This window comes from Synechococcus sp. CS-197 (assembly GCF_025128215.1).
In the GTDB taxonomy this organism is placed as follows: domain Bacteria; phylum Cyanobacteriota; class Cyanobacteriia; order PCC-6307; family Cyanobiaceae; genus Synechococcus_C.
In genome coordinates, this window is sequence record NZ_JAHLZC010000017.1 from 13,844 (window position 1) to 34,756 (window position 20,913).

Annotated in this window: 12 protein-coding genes; 11 read left to right on the top strand and 1 reads right to left on the bottom strand. The window is 59.0% G+C overall.

Annotation, left to right across the window (positions count from 1 at the left end):
• Positions 1-156 precede the first annotated feature (156 nt).
• The 4 genes from KQ296_RS07020 to rpiA all read left to right on the top strand — a co-directional run bounded on the left by KQ296_RS07020 (position 157) and on the right by rpiA (position 7,382).
• Positions 157-2,007, top strand: a complete 1,851-nt coding sequence (locus KQ296_RS07020; protein ID WP_011933960.1) for a cellulose binding domain-containing protein — start codon at positions 157-159, stop codon at positions 2,005-2,007.
• A 285-nt stretch (positions 2,008-2,292) separates the two neighbouring features.
• Entirely contained in the window at positions 2,293-5,445 is a 3,153-nt protein-coding gene (locus KQ296_RS07025) for a glycosyl hydrolase family 18 protein (RefSeq protein ID WP_011933959.1), read from the top strand.
• Positions 5,446-5,570: 125 nt separating this feature from the next.
• On the top strand, positions 5,571-6,629 hold the full coding sequence (locus tag KQ296_RS07030; RefSeq protein WP_259726440.1) for a trypsin-like peptidase domain-containing protein: 1,059 nt from the start codon (positions 5,571-5,573) through the stop codon (positions 6,627-6,629).
• 36 nt (positions 6,630-6,665) lie between these two features.
• Complete coding sequence (gene rpiA / locus KQ296_RS07035; RefSeq protein ID WP_011933957.1) at positions 6,666-7,382, top strand: ribose-5-phosphate isomerase RpiA; 717 nt, start codon at positions 6,666-6,668, stop codon at positions 7,380-7,382.
• A gap of 2 nt (positions 7,383-7,384) precedes the next feature.
• Here rpiA and hisD read toward each other — a convergent pair whose 3' ends face one another.
• Positions 7,385-8,728: a histidinol dehydrogenase gene (hisD, locus tag KQ296_RS07040; RefSeq protein ID WP_011933956.1), complete on the bottom strand. Its 1,344-nt coding sequence runs from the start codon at positions 8,726-8,728 to the stop codon at positions 7,385-7,387.
• A gap of 83 nt (positions 8,729-8,811) precedes the next feature.
• Between hisD and rpsT the strand changes: the two genes are divergently transcribed.
• The 7 genes from rpsT to rlmN all read left to right on the top strand — a co-directional run bounded on the left by rpsT (position 8,812) and on the right by rlmN (position 20,897).
• Positions 8,812-9,120 carry a 30S ribosomal protein S20 gene (gene rpsT / locus KQ296_RS07045; RefSeq protein WP_011933955.1) on the top strand — a complete coding sequence of 103 codons (309 nt, stop codon included), beginning with the start codon at positions 8,812-8,814 and terminating at the stop codon, positions 9,118-9,120.
• 61 nt (positions 9,121-9,181) lie between these two features.
• Positions 9,182-9,967 carry a TatD family hydrolase gene (locus KQ296_RS07050; RefSeq protein WP_011933954.1) on the top strand — a complete coding sequence of 262 codons (786 nt, stop codon included), beginning with the start codon at positions 9,182-9,184 and terminating at the stop codon, positions 9,965-9,967.
• Between the two features lie 267 nt (positions 9,968-10,234).
• A complete protein-coding gene (rpoB, locus tag KQ296_RS07055) occupies positions 10,235-13,528 on the top strand; it encodes a DNA-directed RNA polymerase subunit beta (RefSeq protein WP_011933953.1) in 3,294 nt (1,097 codons plus the stop codon).
• Between the two features lie 48 nt (positions 13,529-13,576).
• The gene (locus KQ296_RS07060; RefSeq protein ID WP_011933952.1) at positions 13,577-15,481 is read left to right on the top strand and encodes a DNA-directed RNA polymerase subunit gamma; all 1,905 of its coding nucleotides are present in this window, start codon (positions 13,577-13,579) and stop codon (positions 15,479-15,481) included.
• 51 nt (positions 15,482-15,532) lie between these two features.
• Positions 15,533-19,624 (top strand): DNA-directed RNA polymerase subunit beta', encoded by a 4,092-nt coding sequence (locus KQ296_RS07065; RefSeq protein WP_011933951.1) that lies wholly within the window; start codon positions 15,533-15,535, stop codon positions 19,622-19,624.
• A 68-nt stretch (positions 19,625-19,692) separates the two neighbouring features.
• Positions 19,693-19,845, top strand: a complete 153-nt coding sequence (locus tag KQ296_RS07070; protein ID WP_011933950.1) for a high light inducible protein — start codon at positions 19,693-19,695, stop codon at positions 19,843-19,845.
• Positions 19,842-20,897 carry a 23S rRNA (adenine(2503)-C(2))-methyltransferase RlmN gene (gene rlmN / locus KQ296_RS07075; protein ID WP_011933949.1) on the top strand — a complete coding sequence of 352 codons (1,056 nt, stop codon included), beginning with the start codon at positions 19,842-19,844 and terminating at the stop codon, positions 20,895-20,897. Before KQ296_RS07070 ends, rlmN begins: the two co-directional genes overlap by 4 nt.
• Positions 20,898-20,913 lie beyond the last annotated feature (16 nt).

The window sequence follows — 20,913 nt, forward strand, 5'->3', positions numbered from 1 at the left end:
GTGCAGAGGTTGCGACTGGATGCTCGTTGAATGCGACCAGATGGTGACATCCATGGCAGAGGGTGCATCTGGATGAGGCCGCAAACCCTTGGATTGCAGGGTTCTTGGGATCTGAGAACGGGGCAACGATGACGGGGCCTTGAGCAACATGAATTCATGGCTCTCATCAAAGTCGGCAATTTTTCTCAGGACATCACCAACTTCGATCCTGCGAATGATCAACTGGATTTCGGCAACATTTCTGTTCACAGCCTGATTCTTGGTCAGGAGCCTGACGGAACGGCCACGATTGTTTACCCATGGCAGCCCAATCAGTTTCAGCGGATTCTTGGTGCCAATGGTCAGGGAATTCAATGGAGTGACCTGAGCGAAGGCAATTTCGCTCCCGTTGGTAATGAGCACCTACGGGGAGATATCGGTGGCGTTTTTTCCTGGGAAAAGGGTATTGGCCCTGCCTTTGATCCTGGTAATCCCGATCGAGAGAGCACGGTTTACATTCGTTCCCATGAACGGGACAGTGTCACGACGATTGAGAATTTTGATCCTGTCACAGACAAGATCAATTTCCTCTATTTTGGGACCAGGGAGCGCCTTTCAGTTGTGAATGAAGGCGCCGACCTGGTGATCAGTTCGGAGCCAATTGGTCAGCGTTTCGTTTTCAAAGGCGTTCAAAAAGAAGAGCTGATCGGCGCCAATCTGGAGTTCCATTTCGATCAGATCCAGGAGGATCTTCTCGACAGAGCGTTCGGCTTCCAGCCTGAGCAGCTTTCCCTGGTGAACCGCACCATGCTCTTCACGCCAGAGGGCGGCCCTACCGATGGTTTTCAAACGCGTGTGGGGGCTTTTGTAACAGCCTCCGGAGAAGCCCCCGGTCAGCCCAGGAGTTTGGAAGAGAGCACGCGTCAGATTCAGGAACGTGCTGAACAGCAACAGGCTTCTGAGCAGACGCCTCAGGAGATGGGCTCCGGTATGCCCATGGACATGGATATGGGCATGGATATGGATATGGACATGGATATGGGCATGGATATGGATATGACGCCTCCCGATCTCACCAAGGTGGTGATGAATCTGCCCGGTGGCTCCAATGTGCACAACAGCTGCCTTCAGCTTGAAGTGGATGGATCCCTTTGGTGGGGTGGCGGTATGGGTGGCAATCTGATTGTCAGGAACCCCATGGGATTTGCCGTTGACGACTGGGAAGTGTCATTTCTCACTCCTCATGATCAGTTTCAGAGTTGGGCTGGTAATGCAACCGTTGAGGATGCCGGAAACGGTCTCAATCGTGTGACATTCACGCCTGCTGATTGGAATGACAGCATTCCTGCCAATGGAGAGATTTCCATCAGCTTCAATGCGCAGGGCGAAGGGATGCCTAATAGCGGTTCACTGACTCGGAGCAATTTCTTCGCTCCCGCCCAGGCGTCGATGACGATGGAGATGGGGATGGACATGGACATGGACATGGACATGGGGATGGAGATGGGAGCGCGAATGGAGATGCCGATGGAGGTCGGGATGGAGATGGGATCGGGAATGGAGATGGAAATGAACATGTCAGCCATGTCCTCCGATGTCGTCACGGGTCAGCTGATGGATGTGGCTAATCCCTTGGCCTCAGAATCGCTCGAGCTGATTGGCAATGATTCTGGCTATGCCATTGCTCGTGGAGACGGGCTCATTGCTCTTGTTCGACGTTCCGGTAAGGCGCTGTCTGATGCCACGTCAGATTGGTGGGACTTTCTTGCGGCGAAGGATGCCTTCGGCGGTGGTTTCAGGGTTCTCGCTGAAGGCGAGGGAGACCGTGATGGTCAATTCCGGGTGTTCCGTTTTGACGAGGAGGGCGAACTATTTGGCCGTGGGCGTTGGATCTCTGAGGAGAAAGCCATTAGCCGCGGTTTAGAAGTGGCCTTCGCTATTGACCTCAATGGCGATGGAGAGCTCACTGACGTTTCGGGCTTCCCCATGCCTGGGATGGTCATGGCCGATCCAGGAATGACTATTTGAGGGCGTTCATCGCCTCGCTCAATGTGCGATCAATCAACCTTCTCCTCCTCGGAGAAGGTTTTTTGTTTGCGGGTGTAATTTTCTGGTTCGTCGTTGTCGACAATCAGCCGCTGATTCAATGCCGCAAGGAATGAGTCATGTTTCAGTTGCGATGGCCTGAGAAAAGCCTGAAGTGTGCCTGAAATGTGAATGGGTTTGTCTGAATCTTTCTGGTAACCCTGCAGATGAAGGGTTCACTTGCAGGCGGCTTTTTGTTCATGATTCCAGGGTATTTGGATTCGTGTTATGGCTTCTGCCGCAGGCAACCTGCTTCTGCAGGCCAGTGGAACCTTGTATTGGGGAGGGATGAGTGGAACGCTCACGATCACCAATCCAACCGACAGTGCGATTGATAACTGGTCGGTGAGTTTTGAAACGCCGCACAGCGACTTCCAGAGCTGGGCTGGCGCAGCGGTGGTTGAGGCCCTCGAGGGTGGCGGCTACAGGGTGACGCTGACCCCTGCGGCCTGGAACAGCACGATCGGTGCCGGCCAGAGCATTGATGTCAGCTTTAACGCTGTCAGTGTTGGCCTGGCGAACAGTGGACCACTCACGGACGCACTGTTCTTTACCGACTCCGGTGTGGACAGTTCGGGGTCTCAATCGGATGGAGAGACGAGTGCTGATGGCAACACCCAATCCCCTGGGGAGAACTCCGATACAGAGAACAGCACCGCGGATGAAGCATCGGTGAGCGATGCACCCGCACGCGTTTTCGCGGTTGATGTGTATTCAGGGGAGGTCACTGACTTCCGTCCTGGTACCGACAGTTTGGACTTTGGTGGTCAGTCTGTTCACAACCTGATTCTCGGCAAAACGGAAGAGGGTTATGTCACCTTCCTGAGCCCTTGGAATGACGCCCAGAAGATGACCCTTGTGGGTGTGACCTACGACATGTTGGATCTTGAGGATTACGGCGTGGTCGGCAACGAGCACCTGCGCCAAGACCTCGGTGGTGTTGTGTCCTGGGAAACGGGCTTTGGCCCTGCTTTTGATGTTGAAAATCCCGATCGAGAGAGGACGACTTACATCCGTTCTCACGAATACGGCAAAGTCGAGACCATTACTGACTTCAATCCTGCTACAGACAAGATCAGCTTTCTCTATTACGGCACGCGCGAGCTTCTTTCTGTTACGCAGGAGGGTGTTGACTTGGTGATTAAGACCGAACCCACCGGGCAGACCTTCATCTTTGAGAACACCAACCTGGGTGACATCCCGAGCGCCAGTCTGGAATTCCATTTCGATCAGATCGTCGAAGACAACCTGGAAATCCCCTTTGATCGCGAGGTTGAGGCGTTGACGCTTAAAGACCGCACCGTTCTGCGGACCCCAGCCGCTCCTGAAGGTGAACAGACCGATGGCTTCCAGACGCAATCCGGTGCTGAGGCGGTGAATGCCCAGCCCCCCCACGACAGCCATTCCACGGGCGAGCACGGATCGATGGAGATGGAGCCCGACATGGACACCGCTTCTGAGATGAACATGGACATGCCCAGCGAACCTGAGCCCTCCGTTGACATTGAATCAAGTTCCTCCGGCTTGGAGGTTTCGGCCACCATCACCGGTGGTTGGTCGGGGACCTTCGCTGGGAATGTCATCGTCACGAACAACACGGCTGAATCGCTCGGCACGGATTGGTCGGTGAGCTTTGTCTCCGATGCACCGTTGAAGAGCGTCAGCAACTTCGAATTCACCAACACCCTCCGTGACGATGGCCGCTACGCCATCACCCTGATGCCTAAGTCTTGGTCAGCACCTTTGGCCGCAGGCGCCGCACAAAGCTCCTACTACCAGGGCTCCGGTGACTTCGCTGATCCGAATCAGGTGTTCGATCTCGCTGCCACCAGCAGTGTGACCCCTGATGTAAATCCCTCTGGTGGCGAGCCTGCGGTCAGTGAGGACAGCCCACCCACAGAGGGCGGTGTGATCGCGGAAGACAGTCCACTGCCTGAAGGCGTCCCCGTCACACAAGGCGTCCCCGTTACAGAAGGCGGCACGGTCACCATCGATTACGAGCGCCCCAACGGCACAACAGACAAACGGGTGGTGACCTATTTCGAGGAGTGGGGCATCTACGGCCGTGACGTCAACTTGTCGGATGTCGATGGTCAGTCGATGACCCACATGAATTACAGCTTCTTTGATGTGAAGGCGGATGGGTCGATCACCTTGTTCGATCCCTACGCCGCCCTGCAGAAACGCTTCTCCCAGTCCGATCAGGTCAGTCGCACCTTCAGCACCAGTGAGTACGCCGCTATGGCACCGGAGCTGCTGGACATCTACGAAAACTCAGGGCGCTACACCACCAGCGAGAGCGGTGACTCGATCACGGTGACCTCGGTTCCCGTGGGTTGGAACGGTGTTGGAGATAACGATGCCGGTAACTTCGAGCAATTGCGTCGCTTCAAGGAACTCAATCCGGAGGTCAACCTTGGTTTCGCTCTTGGCGGTTGGACCCTGTCCGATGAATTCAGCACCGCCTACGCCACCCAGGAAGGACGCGACAAATTTGTTAGCGAAACGGTGCGCATTTTCGAAACCTACGACTTCTTCAACGTGGTCGATTTTGACTGGGAATACCCAGGTGGCGGTGGCAAGGCTGGCAATGCGGTGTCCGCCAGCGATGGTGAAAACTTCGCGTTGGTGCTGCGCGACCTGCGCTCCGCTCTCGATGATCTTTCCGCCGAAACCGGGCGCGACTTTGAGGTGTCGATTGCCACGGCCGGTGGTCAAGAGAAGCTGGCCAACCTCAACCTCGAAGGCATTGACCCCTACGTCGATTTCTACAACGTGATGACCTATGACTTCCACGGTGGCTGGGAGAACGTCACGGGCCATCAGGCTGCGATGACCGGTGATGCCAACAACTACGACATCACGGGTGCTGTGGATGTTTTTGAGAGTGCTGGTGTGGATCTGAGCAAGGTGGTCTTAGGCGCTCCGGCTTACACCCGTGCCTGGGGCAATGTGTCGGATGGAGGAACCTTCGGTTATCAGCAACCTGGTTCGGGTCGTGATGCCGCCGGCTCATTCGAGGCCGGTGTTTACGACTACAAGGATCTGCTCGACGATGTTGTGACGGGCTCTCGAATTCTCTACTGGGATGACGACAACAAGGCCGCATTCCTCTACGACGGGGACGAATGGAGTTCGATGGAAACCACCGCCACCATTGCCGGTAAAGCGGCCTATGTGGACAAAAAGGGACTTGGCGGAATGATGTTCTGGGCCCTCAGCAACGACGCGGAAGGCGACGCCAGCCTGGTGGGAGCCGCTGATGACCTGCTGCGCCAAGGGGCCAGCTATGCCGAGGTGATTGGGCGGGCTCCAGAGTTTGACTTCATCGTCGGTGGTGATGGCCAATTCGGTCTCGACGATTTCCATCTCTTTGCCTGACCAAGCCCCCTAGCGTGAGCGGAGTTGCTCCGCTCATGCCTGTGGGGTTCGATCGGTCACTGATGATCAGATGTGTGTGGTTGCAGGGGCTTGTTGCTGCTCTGCTGTTGATCCTGTTTCAACCGATGCAGGCGCTTGCAGCCCCTGCTGGTTTGCCGGGGCATCACAGCTTCGTTGCCGATGCGGTGCGAGATGTGGCTCCAGCCGTCGTCCGAATCGACACCGAGCGCGTGGTGGAGCGCCAGCCCTTTGACCCCAACTTGATCGATCCGCTGCTGCGAGATCTTCTCGGTGAGCCCGGCTTTGGTTATGGCCCTGAACGCCAACGCGGGCAGGGATCGGGAGTGGTGATCGACAACCAAGGTCTGGTTCTCACCAATGCCCACGTGGTGGAGCAGGTGGAGCAGGTGAACGTCACCCTTGCCAGCGGCGAACAACGCGATGGCGACGTGATCGGCCGTGATCCGATCACCGATCTGGCTTTGGTGCGACTGACAGGCAGCGCCTTGCCGCCTGCCGCACGGCTGGGTGATTCCGAAGCCCTCGAGGTTGGCGACTGGGCCATTGCCCTCGGCACCCCTTACGGCCTGGAGCGAACGGTCACGCTCGGGATCGTCAGCAGTCTGCACCGCAACATCAGCACACTCGGTTTCTCTGACAAGCGTCTCGACCTGATTCAGACCGATGCGGCCATCAACCCCGGCAATTCTGGTGGACCGCTGGTGAATGCTGATGGTCGAGTCATCGGCATCAATACATTGGTGCGCTCTGGTCCTGGGGCAGGCCTGGGGTTCGCCATCCCCATCAACCTGGCTCGCCGGGTGACCGATGAGCTGCAAGCTGCCGGTGAAGTGGTGCACCCCTATCTCGGCGTTCAGCTGATCGCCCTCACCGCCCGCATCGCGCGGGAGCACAACGAGGATCCCAATGCCCTTGTTGCTTTACCGGAACGGGCTGGTGCTCTGGTGCAGTCTGTGCTTCCGGACAGTCCAGCTCAGAGAGCGGGACTGCGCAGGGGTGATCTCGTGATCCAGGCCGGCGAGGTGCCCATCGACGACCCGCAGGATCTGTTGCAGCAGGTGGACCGGGCGGAGATCAACCAGCCCTTGTCGCTGTCGATCATCCGCGGAGAGCAGGATCTTCAGGTTTCCGTCAAACCGGAACCCTTGCCGGGATTGAGCTGAAACCCTTGCTACGGTCTCGCCGATCGCTCACAGACCATGTCGGATCTTCAAAACCAGATGAAGCAGGCCGTTGCTGATGCGGCTGTGCAGCAGTTCCGCGACGGCATGGTGGTTGGTTTGGGGTCAGGCTCCACGGCGGCGCTGATGATCAAGGGTTTGGGTGAACGCCTTGCTGCTGGTCAGCTGAGCGACATCGTTGGGGTGACCACGTCGTTCCAAGGCGAGGTTCTCGCTGCAGAGTTGGGAATTCCCCTGCGCAGTCTCAACGCCGTGGACCGGATTGATCTGGCGATCGATGGTGCCGATGAAGTGGACCCTGCGTTCCAATTGATCAAGGGAGGTGGCGCTTGCCACGTGCAAGAGAAGCTTGTTGCAGCCCGCGCAGACCGTTTCATCGTGGTGGTCGATTCCACCAAGCTTGTGGAGCGCCTGAACCTCGGGTTTTTGCTTCCTGTTGAGGTTCTGCCTGGAGCCTGGGTTCAGATCAGCCAGCAACTGAAAGCGATGGGCGGTGACGCCGAACTGCGCATGGCCACGCGCAAGGCGGGTCCGGTGGTGACCGATCAGGGCAATCTGGTTCTGGATGTGCGATTTGAAGGCGGTATCGCTGACCCCGCGTCGCTCGAGAAAGAGATCAACAACATTCCCGGAGTGCTTGAAAACGGCCTTTTCGTCAATCTGGCCGACGAGGTGCTGGTCGGCCAGATCGATGGTGGTGTTGCCAGCGCGCGCAGCCTCGAGAAGGCCGGTTGAGTTCAGCGAAGGCGAACCTTCACCGAGTTGGCATGGCTGTGCAGTCCTTCACTGCCAGCCAGTTCCACAACGGCGCCACCGGTGGCGTCGAGGGCCTCGCGGCTGAATTCAATCAATGATGTATGCCGCATGAAGGTTTCAACGCTGAGGGCCCCGCTGTAACGGGCTGCGCCGCAGGTGGGCAGGGTGTGATTGGGGCCGGCGAGGTAATCCCCCACCGCTTCCGGGCTCCAGGGCCCGATGAAAATGGCCCCGGCTTGCTGGATGCGGTCCGCCAGCATGCGCGGGCGCTCGACGAGAAGCTCGAGATGTTCGGGGGCAAACCGGTCACTCAGCGCTGCACAGGTTTCGAGGTTGTCGCAGACCACCACAAGCCCCCATTCCTGCAGGGATTGCCGGCAGATGGCTTCCCGCGGGTGCTTCTGCAATTGCTGCTCCAATTCAGCAGGCAGCGCTTCGGCCAGGGAGGGAGCGGTCGTGAGCAGGATCGCAGCCGCCAAAGGATCATGTTCAGCCTGGGCCAACAGATCGGCGGCGACCTGGGTCACGTTGGCTGAGGCATCGGCAATGACCAACACTTCGCTGGGGCCTGCCAGTGAATCAATCCCCACCTGCCCGTAGACGGCCTTCTTGGCCAGGGTCACGTAGATATTTCCCGGGCCGCTGATCACGTCAACGCGAGGGATTGTTTGGGTGCCATAGGCCAGTGCCGCAATCGCTTGAGCCCCGCCGATCCGGTACACCTCGCGCACGCCGGCCAAGTGGGCTGCGGCGAGAACGGTGCGGTTCACGGTTCCGTCGGATCCGCCGGGAGTCACCATCACCAGTCGTTCCACGCCTGCAGCCCGAGCTGGCACAGCGTTCATCAGCACCGTGCTCGGGTAAGAAGCCCGTCCTCCAGGCACGTAGAGGCCGGCGGCCTGAACCGGACGCCAGCGTCGCCCAAGACGCTCACCATGAACCCCTTTGACATCGAGATCCAGAGGCTTTTGGCGCTGGTGGAAGTCCTGGATCCGCCGGTGGGCCAGCTCCAGTGCATCCCTGAGGTTGGCAGGGGTGGCGTCCCAGGCATCCTGTAGGTCAGTGCAGGGCACCTGAAGCGGGTCGGGGACAAATCCGTCGAACTGCTGGGTGAGCGCCATCAAGGCCTGATCCCCGTCCTTTCGCACCTGGTCGAGGATGGAGTCGACGCTGTTCGCGGCCTTTCGCTGGGATTGCCCTGCTGTGCGGGTCGCGATCTGATCCAGTCGCTGTTCCGCAGCGTCAACCGCGTCGATGCGGTGGATCACAGACGCCTCGCTGCTTGGAGGGGGGCTCGATGGGGCGTTCAACGTCTGATCATGCATTTCCACAAGTTAGGCCCGACCGTGACAGGGACGTTGGGAACGCTGAGCTATGGTTATGGATTGTCGATCAGATCAAAGGCTCTGTGGCCAATAACAAGTCCTCAAAGAAGCGCGTCGAGATCGCTGAGCGCAACCGCCTTCAGAACAAGGCGTACAAGTCGTCGATGCGCACGCTGATGAAGCGCTGCTTCAGTGCCTGTGAGGCTTACAACGCCACCCCTGGCGATGAGGCCAAGACCAGCGTGCAAGCCAGCATGAATGCTGCATTCAGCAAAATCGACAAGGCGGTGAAGCGCGGTGTGCTCCACCGCAATGCAGGTGCCCATCAGAAGGCTCGTTTGAGTGTGGCGGTGAAGAAGGCGATCGATCCAGCACCCGCAAGCGCAAGCTGAACTCCAGTTTCAGTTCGGCTTTCGGCAAGATGGGTTCTGAAGGCGCGTTTCAGAACCCGATATGGCAGTCCCCGCTTTAATCGACAGCCACTGTCACATCGTTTTTCGAAATTTCGATGACGACCTTGACGCTGTAGCGGAACGTTGGCGTGACGCAGGCGTTACGTCGCTGTTGCATGCTTGCGTAGAACCGTCGGAGATTCCCGCCATCCGCGCCCTCGCGGATCGATTCCCCGAGATGCGTTATTCAGTGGGAGTTCACCCCCTGGATACGGAGCACTGGTCTGAGGACACTCAAAATGTGTTGCGAGAGGCCGCTGGCGCTGATGAGCGGGTGGTGGCCATCGGCGAACTGGGTCTTGATCTCTTTCGTGACAAGAACCTTGCTGAGCAGTTAGCCATTCTTCGCCCCCAACTCGATCTGGCGGTGGAGCTCAACTTGCCTGTGATCGTGCACTGCCGCGATGCCGCCGAACCCATGCTGGAGGAATTGCGTGCTCGTAAGGCCCGGGGCTGCTGTCCTTCTGGCGTGATGCACTGCTGGGGCGGCACGCCGGAGGAGATGCATCAGTTCCTCGATCTCGGCTTCTACATCAGTTTCAGCGGCACGGTCACCTTCCCGAAGGCCTTGCCCACCCACGACTGCGCCAGGCAAGTGCCTCAAGATCGCTTTCTGGTGGAAACGGATTGCCCCTTCCTGGCGCCGGTCCCGCGTCGGGGGAAGCGCAACGAGCCCGCCTTCGTTGCGGCGGTGGCCTCCCGGGTCGCCGAGCTCAGAGAGCAATCCCTCGAAGACGTGGCCATGAGCAGCACGACCAACGCAAGGGCGCTTTTCAAGCTTCCCTGACCATCAAAAGCGACCTTGGGGCGGAAGTGTAAGATGTTTTATTGGCCTGGCCGGATGCAGTTCTCTGTTCTCTGGCTTCCGAAGCGTCCATTACCGATCGGTGCATTGACGACGTCAGCTGTTCTGACCCGAGTGTTCTGAAACCAGTGTTGCGGTTGTTGTTCCCCCTCGGGGAGCGACTTTGCTGTCTGGTTGCACGCTCCCTCGGTCCGTTCAGTTCTTCCCCTCAGGCCCTTACGTCCACCTTCTGATACTGCAGGTCTCCGCATGAGCAGCAGCGCGATTCAGGTCGCCAAGACCGCCACCTATCTCCCTGATCTGGTGGAGGTGCAGCGGGCCAGTTTCAAGTGGTTCCTGGAGAAGGGCCTGATCGAAGAACTGGAGAGTTTCTCTCCGATCACCGACTACACCGGGAAGCTCGAGCTTCATTTCGTCGGCAGCGAGTACCGGCTCAAGCGTCCCCGTCACGATGTCGAAGAGGCCAAGCGCCGCGATGCCACCTTCGCCTCTCAGATGTATGTGACTTGCCGGCTGGTCAACAAGGAGACCGGTGAGATCAAGGAGCAGGAGGTGTTCATCGGTGAGCTCCCGCTGATGACCGAGCGTGGCACGTTCATCATCAATGGCGCTGAGCGCGTGATCGTGAATCAGATCGTGCGTAGCCCTGGTGTTTATTTCAAAGACGAGCAGGATAAAAACGGGCGCCGTACTTATAACGCGAGCGTGATTCCGAACCGAGGCGCTTGGCTGAAGTTTGAAACAGATAAGAACGATCTGTTGCATGTTCGTGTTGATAAGACTCGGAAGATCAATGCCCACGTGCTGATGCGCGCCATGGGCTTGTCTGATAACGATGTGATCGACAAGCTCCGTCATCCGGAGTACTACAAGAAGTCGATTGAAGCGGCCAACGACGAAGGCATCAGTTCTGAAGACCAAGCCCTCCTGGAGCTTTACAAGAAGCTGCGTCCGGGCGAGCCTCCCTCGGTGAGTGGCGGTCAGCAGCTTCTCCAGACCCGTTTCTTCGATCCCAAGCGCTACGACCTCGGCCGGGTTGGCCGGTACAAGATCAACAAAAAGCTTCGCCTCACGATTCCGGATTCGGTTCGCACGCTGACCCATGAGGATGTTCTCTCCACCCTCGACTATCTGATCAATCTCGAGCTCGATGTGGGCGGTGCCAGCCTCGATGACATCGATCATCTCGGCAACCGTCGCGTGCGCTCCGTTGGCGAACTCCTGCAGAACCAGGTGCGCGTGGGTCTCAATCGGCTCGAGCGCATCATCAAAGAGCGGATGACCGTCGGTGAGACCGATTCCCTCACCCCTGCGCAGCTGGTGAATCCCAAGCCGCTGGTTGCGGCGATCAAGGAATTCTTCGGCTCGAGTCAGTTGAGCCAGTTCATGGATCAAACGAACCCGCTGGCTGAGCTCACGCACAAGCGCCGCATCTCCGCCCTCGGCCCTGGAGGTCTCACCCGGGAAAGAGCTGGCTTCGCCGTGCGCGACATCCACCCTTCTCACTACGGCCGCCTTTGCCCGATCGAAACGCCTGAAGGTCCGAATGCTGGTCTGATCAACTCCCTGGCCACCCATGCCCGGGTGAATGAGTACGGCTTCATCGAAACACCGTTCTGGAAGGTTGAGAACGGTCGCGTTTTGAAGCAGGGTGATCCCATCTATCTCTCCGCTGATCTGGAGGATGAGTGCCGTGTGGCCCCTGGTGATGTCGCCACCGACAGCGATGGGGCGATCCTGGCTGACCTCATCCCTGTTCGCTACCGCCAGGATTTCGAGAAGGTGCCGCCTGAGCAGGTGGATTATGTGCAGCTTTCACCCGTGCAGGTGATTTCCGTTGCTACCTCGCTGATTCCGTTCCTGGAGCACGACGACGCCAACCGTGCCCTGATGGGATCAAACATGCAGCGTCAGGCGGTCCCCCTGCTGCGTCCCGAACGCCCTCTGGTCGGCACGGGTCTGGAAACCCAGGTGGCCCGCGACTCCGGCATGGTCCCCATTTCCCGGGTCAACGGCACCGTGACCTTCGTGGACGCCACCGCGATCGTCGTCCGCGATGAAGAGGGTGTTGATCACTCCCACTACCTGCAGAAATACCAGCGTTCAAATCAGGACACCTGCCTGAACCAGCGCCCGATCGTGCGTCAGGGCGATCCGGTGATTGTTGGTCAGGTTCTGGCTGATGGCTCGGCTTGCGAAGGCGGTGAGATTGCCCTTGGTCAGAATGTGCTGATCGCTTACATGCCTTGGGAGGGATACAACTACGAGGACGCAATCCTCGTGAGTGAGCGTCTGGTCAATGATGATTTGTACACCTCGGTGCACATCGAGAAGTACGAGATTGAGGCCCGACAGACCAAGCTTGGACCGGAAGAGATCACCAGGGAAATTCCCAATGTTGCGGAAGAAAGCCTGGGCAATCTCGATGAGATGGGCATCATCCGCATCGGCGCCTTTGTTGAAAGTGGCGACATCCTGGTTGGCAAGGTCACGCCCAAGGGTGAGTCCGACCAGCCACCTGAGGAAAAGCTGCTCCGAGCGATCTTTGGAGAGAAAGCGCGTGACGTTCGCGATAACTCCTTGCGCGTTCCCAGCACTGAGCGCGGCAGGGTCGTGGATGTGCGCATCTACACCCGTGAGCAAGGTGATGAACTGCCCCCCGGCGCCAACATGGTGGTGAGGGTGTATGTGGCGCAACGCCGCAAGATCCAGGTCGGCGACAAGATGGCCGGCCGTCATGGCAACAAGGGAATCATCAGCCGCATTCTTCCCCGGGAGGACATGCCCTATCTGCCCGATGGCACCCCGGTTGACATCGTGCTGAACCCCCTGGGCGTGCCGAGCCGGATGAACGTGGGTCAGGTCTTCGAGCTGCTGATGGGCTGGGCCGCCGCCAATCTTGATTGCCGCGTGAAGGTGGTGCCGTTTGACGAGATGTATGGGGCTGAAAAGTCGCAGCAGACGGTGGAGACCTTCCTCAAGGAGGCTGCCAAGCAACCCGGTAAGGAATGGATTTACAACCCGGATGATCCCGGCAAGCTTCAACTGATCGATGGCCGCAGCGGCGAGCCCTTCGATCAGCCCGTGGCCGTGGGTTATTCCCACTTCCTCAAGCTGGTCCACCTGGTCGACGACAAGATCCACGCCCGTTCCACCGGTCCTTACTCCTTGGTGACGCAGCAACCCCTGGGCGGTAAGGCTCAGCAGGGTGGCCAGCGTCTCGGAGAGATGGAGGTGTGGGCGCTTGAGGCCTATGGCGCGGCCTACACCCTGCAGGAACTGCTCACGGTCAAGTCCGACGACATGCAGGGACGGAATGAGGCTCTGAACGCCATCGTGAAGGGCAAGCCGATCCCCAGGCCCGGCACACCGGAATCCTTCAAGGTGTTGATGCGCGAACTCCAGTCCCTGGGTCTGGACATCGCTGTGTTCACTGATGAAGGCAAGGAGGTGGATCTCATGCAAGACGTGAATCCGCGTCGCAGCACCCCAAGTCGTCCGACCTATGAATCCCTCGGCGTCGCGGATTACGACGAGGACTGACGGACTGACGAACGATCTGACACAACGCTTCTTCTCCTTTAACCGTCAATGACCAACAGCAATCTCCGCACCGAAAACCACTTCGACTACGTCAAGATCACCCTTGCATCACCTGACCGGGTGATGGAGTGGGGGCAACGCACCCTTCCCAACGGCCAGGTGGTGGGTGAGGTCACCAAGCCCGAAACGATCAATTACCGCACCCTGAAGCCGGAGATGGACGGCTTGTTCTGCGAAAAAATCTTCGGGCCATCCAAAGATTGGGAGTGTCACTGCGGCAAATACAAACGTGTTCGCCACCGCGGCATCGTTTGTGAACGTTGTGGTGTGGAGGTGACCGAGAGCCGCGTGCGTCGTCACCGCATGGGCTTCATCAAGCTCGCGGCCCCCGTGTCCCACGTCTGGTACCTCAAGGGCATCCCCAGCTATGTGGCCATCCTGCTGGATATGCCCCTGCGGGACGTTGAGCAGATCGTTTATTTCAACTGCTATGTGGTGCTGGATCCCGGTGACCACAAGGACCTGAAATACAAGCAGCTTCTCACCGAAGATGAGTGGCTGGAAATCGAAGATGAGATCTACGCCGAAGATTCAGAGATTGAAAATGAGCCCGTTGTGGGCATCGGCGCCGAGGCTCTCAAGCAGTTGCTTGAAGATCTCACCCTCGACGAGGTGGCCGAGCAGCTGCGCGAGGAGATCGCCGGCAGCAAGGGACAGAAGCGGGCGAAGTTGATCAAGCGTCTGCGCGTGATCGACAACTTCATCGCCACCAACGCCCGTCCGGAGTGGATGGTGTTGGACGTGATTCCGGTGATTCCACCCGATCTGCGCCCGATGGTGCAGCTCGACGGTGGTCGTTTCGCAACCTCCGATCTGAATGATCTTTATCGCAGGGTCATCAACCGCAACAACCGTCTGGCCAGGCTCCAGGAAATCCTGGCTCCAGAAATCATCGTCCGCAACGAGAAGCGGATGCTGCAGGAGGCTGTTGACGCTCTGATCGACAACGGTCGCCGTGGTCGCACGGTGGTTGGTGCCAACAATCGCCCTCTGAAGTCCCTCAGCGACATCATCGAAGGCAAGCAAGGTCGTTTCCGGCAGAACCTGCTCGGCAAGCGTGTCGATTACTCCGGCCGATCCGTGATTGTGGTCGGTCCCAAGTTGAAGATGCACCAGTGCGGTCTTCCCAAGGAGATGGCGATCGAGCTCTTCCAGCCGTTCGTGATCCATCGTTTGATCCGTCAGAACATCGTCAACAACATCAAGGCAGCCAAGAAGCTCATTCAGCGTGCTGACGATGAAGTGATGCAGGTGCTGCAGGAAGTGATCGACGGGCACCCGATCATGCTCAACCGCGCGCCCACGCTCCACCGGCTCGGTATCCAGGCCTTCGAACCCAAGCTGGTCGACGGTCGCGCCATTCAGCTTCATCCCCTGGTCTGCCCAGCTTTCAACGCTGACTTCGACGGCGACCAGATGGCTGTGCACGTGCCCCTGGCCATCGAAGCCCAGACCGAGGCACGCATGTTGATGCTGGCCAGCAACAACATCCTCTCTCCTGCGACCGGCGAACCGATCATCACGCCTTCTCAGGACATGGTTCTGGGCGCCTACTACCTCACCGCCCTGCAGCCCGACGTTCAACCGGTTGATTTTGGCGATCGTTCCCGCACCTTCTCAGATCTTGAGGATGTGATTCACGCGTTCGAGGACAAGCGCCTCGGTCTGCACGACTGGGTGTGGGTGCGCTTCAACGGTGAGGTTGAAGACGACGATGAGCGTGAAGAACCCGTGAGCAGTGAAACGCTCTCCGATGGCACCCGGTTTGAGCAGTGGACGTACCGCAGAGACCGCTTTGATGACGATGGCGCGCTGATCAGCCGTTACATCCTCACCACCGTGGGCCGCGTGGTGATGAATCACACGATCATCGACGCGGTGGCAGCCACCTGACGCTCAACTTCGATTCGCTCGTCTTCTCATTCCTCTCCACTCCGCGCTGTCATGACTTCCACTCCTTCCAAGTCCCGCAAGTCTTCCAAGGGATCCAAGGCTGCTAAGGCTGCTGCCTCCGCTCCCGAGACCCGTCCACTGGCCAAAACGCCCCCTCCCTTCCGCAACCGTGTTGTGGACAAGAAGGGGCTGAAGCAGCTGGTGGCTTGGGCTTACAAGCATCACGGCACCGCGGCCACCTCGGCCATGGCCGACCAGCTCAAGGATCTCGGATTTCGTTATGCCACCCAGGCGGCGGTCTCCATCTCCGTGAACGACCTCAAGGTTCCGGAAGCGAAGCAGAACCTCCTGGGACAGGCTGAAGAGCTGATCACTGCCACGGAGGAGTCCTATCGCCTCGGTGTGATTACGGAGGTTGAGCGTCACACCAAGGTGATCGACACCTGGACAGAGACCAATGAGCGTCTGGTTGATGCGGTCAAGAAGAACTTCAACCAGAACGATCCGCTCAATTCCGTGTGGATGATGGCCAACTCCGGCGCCAGGGGAAACATGTCCCAGGTGCGCCAGTTGGTGGGCATGCGCGGCCTGATGGCCAACCCTCAGGGGGAGATCATCGACTTGCCGATCCGTACCAATTTCCGTGAGGGACTCACCGTTACGGAGTACGTGATCTCCTCGTACGGCGCTCGCAAGGGCCTGGTTGATACAGCTCTGCGCACCGCCGACTCCGGCTACCTCACCCGCCGACTCGTGGATGTGGCTCAGGACGTGATCGTCCGTGAGGACGACTGCGGCACCAGCCGCTGCATCCTGGTGAAGGCGGAAGACGGCAAGTACGGCAACCGACTGGTGGGACGTCTCACCGCCGATCAGGTGGTGGGTGCTGATGGAGAGGTGTTGGCTGAGCGCAATACCGAAATCGATCCACCCCTGTCGAAACGCTTCGAGAAAGCCGCTGTTCAAGCGGTGAGCGTGCGTTCACCGCTCACCTGCGAGGCCAATCGTTCCGTTTGCCGCAAGTGCTACGGGTGGGCGCTGGCTCACAACGAGCTGGTGGACCTCGGAGAGGCCGTCGGCATCATTGCTGCTCAGTCCATTGGTGAGCCGGGAACCCAGCTCACCATGCGGACGTTCCACACCGGGGGTGTGTCCACCGCCGAGACCGGCGTGGTGCGCTCAAAGCTGGAAGGAACGGTGGAATTCGGTGCCAAGGCGCGTGTGCGCCCGTACCGCACCCCCCATGGCGTTAACGCTCAGCAGGCAGAGGTTGATTTCAATCTCACGATCCAGCCATCCGGTAAGGGCAAACCCCAGAAGATTGAGATCACCAACGGCTCTCTGCTCTTTGTGGACAACGGTCAGGCCATCGACGCCGATGTCACCGTTGCCCAGATCGCAGCCGGCGCGGTGAAGAAAAGTGTGGAGAAGGCCACCAAGGACGTGATCTGTGACCTGGCCGGTCAGGTCAGCTATGACCCCTCGATCCAGCCCCGGGAGGTCACCGACCGTCAGGGCAACATCACCCACAAGGCTCAGCGACTGGGCCGGATGTGGGTCCTGGCCGGAGATGTGTACAACCTGCCGCCCAATGCGCGTCCGGTGGTGACTGCCGGTGCAACCGTGACGGAGGGCCAGGTGCTCGCCGAGGCGAGCCAGGCCAGCGAGTACGGCGGTGCGATTCGTCTGCGGGAAGCTCTCGGCGATTCCCGTGAGGTGCAGATTGTCACAACCGCCATGACCCTCAGGGATTTCAAACTGCAGGGTGAGTCAACCCATGCTGGAGAGATCTGGAATCTGGAGGCCAAGGACGGCACCCGTTATCGCCTCAACACCATCCCGGGCAGCAAGATCGGCAGTGGCGAAGTGGTTGCGGAACTCAACGACGACCGCTTCCGCACCCAGACCGGTGGACTGGTGCGATTCGCTCCTGGACTGGCGATCAAGAAAGCCCGTTCTGCCAAGAACGGTTACGAGGTGAACAAGGGTGGAACCTTGCTCTGGATTCCCCAGGAGACCCATGAGATCAACAAGGACATCTCTCTGTTGATGATCACGGACGGCCAGTGGATTGAGGCCGGCACCGAGGTGGTCAAGGACATCTTCAGTCAGACCGCTGGCATCGTCACCGTCACCCAGAAGAACGACATCCTTCGCGAGATCATCGTTCGTAGCGGCAGCTTCCATCTCTGCACCGAAAAGAAAGCGCTGGAGCGCTTCCAGGGTGATGGCGTGATGGTCAATCCCGGCGAGCCAATCGCCAAGGGCATCAGTACCGAAACCATGGTGTATGTCCAGACGGTGGAAACACCGGAAGGCAGCGGTCTGCTCCTCCGCCCCGTTGAGGAGTACACGATTCCCAATGAGGCTCAGCTGCCTGATCTGGGTCATGTCAAACAGCCCAATGGACCGCACCTTGGCCTCAAGGCCAGCCAGCGTCTCGCCTTCAAGGACAACGAACTGGTTAAGTCTGTGGAGGGTGTTGAGCTGCTGCGGACGCAGTTGATGCTGGAGACCTTTGACACCACTCCTCAGATGACTGTGGATGTGGAAGCGGTCCCCGACAAGCGGGCCAAGACGATCGAACGTCTTCAGCTGGTGATCCTCGAGAGCATTCTTGTTCGCCGTGACACCATTTCCGACTCCAGTCACGGATCCACCCACACCGAGCTTCAGGTGGAGGATGGTCAGTCGATCAAGGCTGGTGAGGTGATTGCCACCACCCAGATCCTTTGCAAGCAGGAGGGTGTCGCCCAGATGCCTGAGGCCACAGCCGACGAGCCTGTGCGCCGATTGATCGTGGAGCGTCCGGAAGACACCCTCACCATCTCCACCAACTCCCAGCCCGTCGTAACGGTCGGTCAGCGGATCGTGGACGGAGAAGAACTCGCCGCTGGTCAACCCTCCGACTGCTGTGGTGAGGTTGAGAAGGTTGACAGCACGAGCGTCACCCTGCGCCTCGGCCGGCCTTACATGGTCTCGCCGGATTCCTTGCTGCACGTCCGTGACGGTGATCTGGTGCAGCGCGGTGATGGCCTCGCTCTCCTGGTGTTCGAACGCCAGAAGACAGGTGACATCGTTCAGGGTCTGCCCAGGATCGAGGAACTGCTGGAAGCTCGCCGTCCGCGCGAATCAGCGATTCTCTGCAAAAAGCCAGGAACCGTTGAGATCAAGCAAGGTGAAGACGATGAGAACACCACGGTGACGGTGATCGAGGCCGACGACGCTGTCTCCGAGTACCCCATTCTCCTGGGGCGCAACGTGATGGTGAGTGACAGTCAGCAGGTCACGGCCGGTGAGTTGCTGACGGACGGACCCATCAATCCCCACGAGCTGCTGGAGTGTTTCTTCGAGGATCTGCGCAGCCGCAAGCCCTTGATGGACGCGGCGCAGGAAGCCATCGCCAAGCTCCAGCACCGTCTGGTGACCGAGGTTCAGAACGTCTACAAGTCCCAGGGCGTGTCCATCGACGACAAACACATCGAGGTGATTGTGCGTCAGATGACCAGCAAGGTGCGTGTTGAGGATGCGGGGGATACCACCCTGCTGCCCGGTGAGTTGATCGAGCTCCGTCAGGTGGAAGACACCAATCAGGCCATGTCGATCACTGGAGGAGCTCCTGCCGAGTTCACTCCCGTTCTGCTGGGTATCACCAAGGCGTCCCTGAACACCGACAGCTTCATCTCTGCAGCGTCCTTCCAGGAAACCACCCGTGTGCTCACCGAAGCGGCCATCGAAGGCAAGAGCGATTGGCTGCGCGGCCTTAAGGAAAACGTGATCATCGGTCGCCTGATTCCCGCTGGTACCGGGTTCAGCGGCTTTGAGGAGGAGCTCAAGGCTGAAGCCGGTCCGCACCCCGACATCCTTGCCGAGGATCCGGCTGGCTACCGCCGCATGCAAAACCTTCGCCCTGACTACACCGTGGACATGCCTGCTGCACCAGCGGGTGATGCTACGGCGGTCTTAGACGATCCCAGCGATGCCGACATGGAGGCCACCCGCAGTCGCCACGGCATTGAAGCTGGCAGCAACTTCGCAGCTTTTGCCCGTCCTGATGCCGACAATGAGCTGAAGGAGGAGCAAGTGGTGGATGCTGAAGCCGTGGAGGGTCTGCAGGAAGAGGGGCTTCTCAGTGATGAATGATGCGTGCGCCATGAATCGCGATCGTCTTCCCAATCTCCCCAAACTGTCCCTCCAGGTCAGCCCTGCTCATGATTGAACCCACCACGATCCCCGTCCGTCGTCTTCCCCGGTATGGGTTTCACACCCATACCGAACGGCTGAATGGCCGTGCTGCCATGCTCGGGTTCATCGCACTCCTGGCGGTGGAGATCAAGCTCGGCCACGGACTGCTGATCTGGTGATCAGCACTGCGCAGTCCAAAACACTGCTTGGGCTCGGTGCATCCGAGCTTGAACGTTGGGCTGTCTCGCAGGGACAATCCGCCTTCCGGGGCCGACAGCTTCATGATTGGCTTTACGCCAAGGGAGCCTGCGATCTGCAGGACATCACGGTGCTCCCGAAAGCGTGGAGAGCATCCCTTCAAGACAAAGGGGTGATCATCGGACGCTTGAAGGAGCAGGACCGCAAGGTGGCCGGTGATGCCACCACCAAACTTCTCCTGGGAACCGACGACGGCGAAACGCTGGAGACCGTTGGCATCCCCACGGATCAGCGCCTCACTGTCTGTGTGTCAAGCCAGGTGGGATGCCCCATGGCTTGCCGTTTCTGCGCTACCGGCAAAGGGGGGCTGCAACGCTCGCTGTACACCCACGAGATCGTTGCCCAGGTGCTGAGCGTGCGTGAGGTGATGGAGCGCCGACCATCCCATGTGGTGTTCATGGGCATGGGGGAACCGCTGTTGAACATCGAGGCGGTGCTGGATGCCATTCGTTGTCTCAACGATGATCTCGGAATCGGTCAGCGCCGGATCACGGTGAGCACGGTGGGAGTGCCACGCACGTTGCCAAGGCTGGCGGAACTGGCCATGGAGCGGCTCGGTCGCGCTCAGTTCACCCTGGCGGTGAGTTTGCATGCTCCGAATCAGAGCCTCAGGGAAGAGCTGATCCCCACGGCGCATGCCTACCCCTACGACGCGCTGTTGGATGATTGCCGGCACTACCTGGCCATCACCGGCAGGCGGGTGAGCTTCGAATACATCCTGTTGGGTGGCCTCAATGACCACCCAGCCCATGCCGAGGAACTGGCGGATCGGGTGGGTGGTTTCCAGAGTCACGTGAATCTGATCGCCTACAACCCAATCGAGGAAGAGGAATTTCAGCGTCCCACGCGGGATCGCATCGAGGGATTTCGGCGCGTGCTGGAAAGCCGTGGGGTGGCCGTGAGCCTGCGTGCCAGCCGCGGGCTTGATCAGGATGCAGCCTGCGGGCAGCTGAGGCGTTCCCGCCAGAAGTAAGGGAGACTCAGCGGAT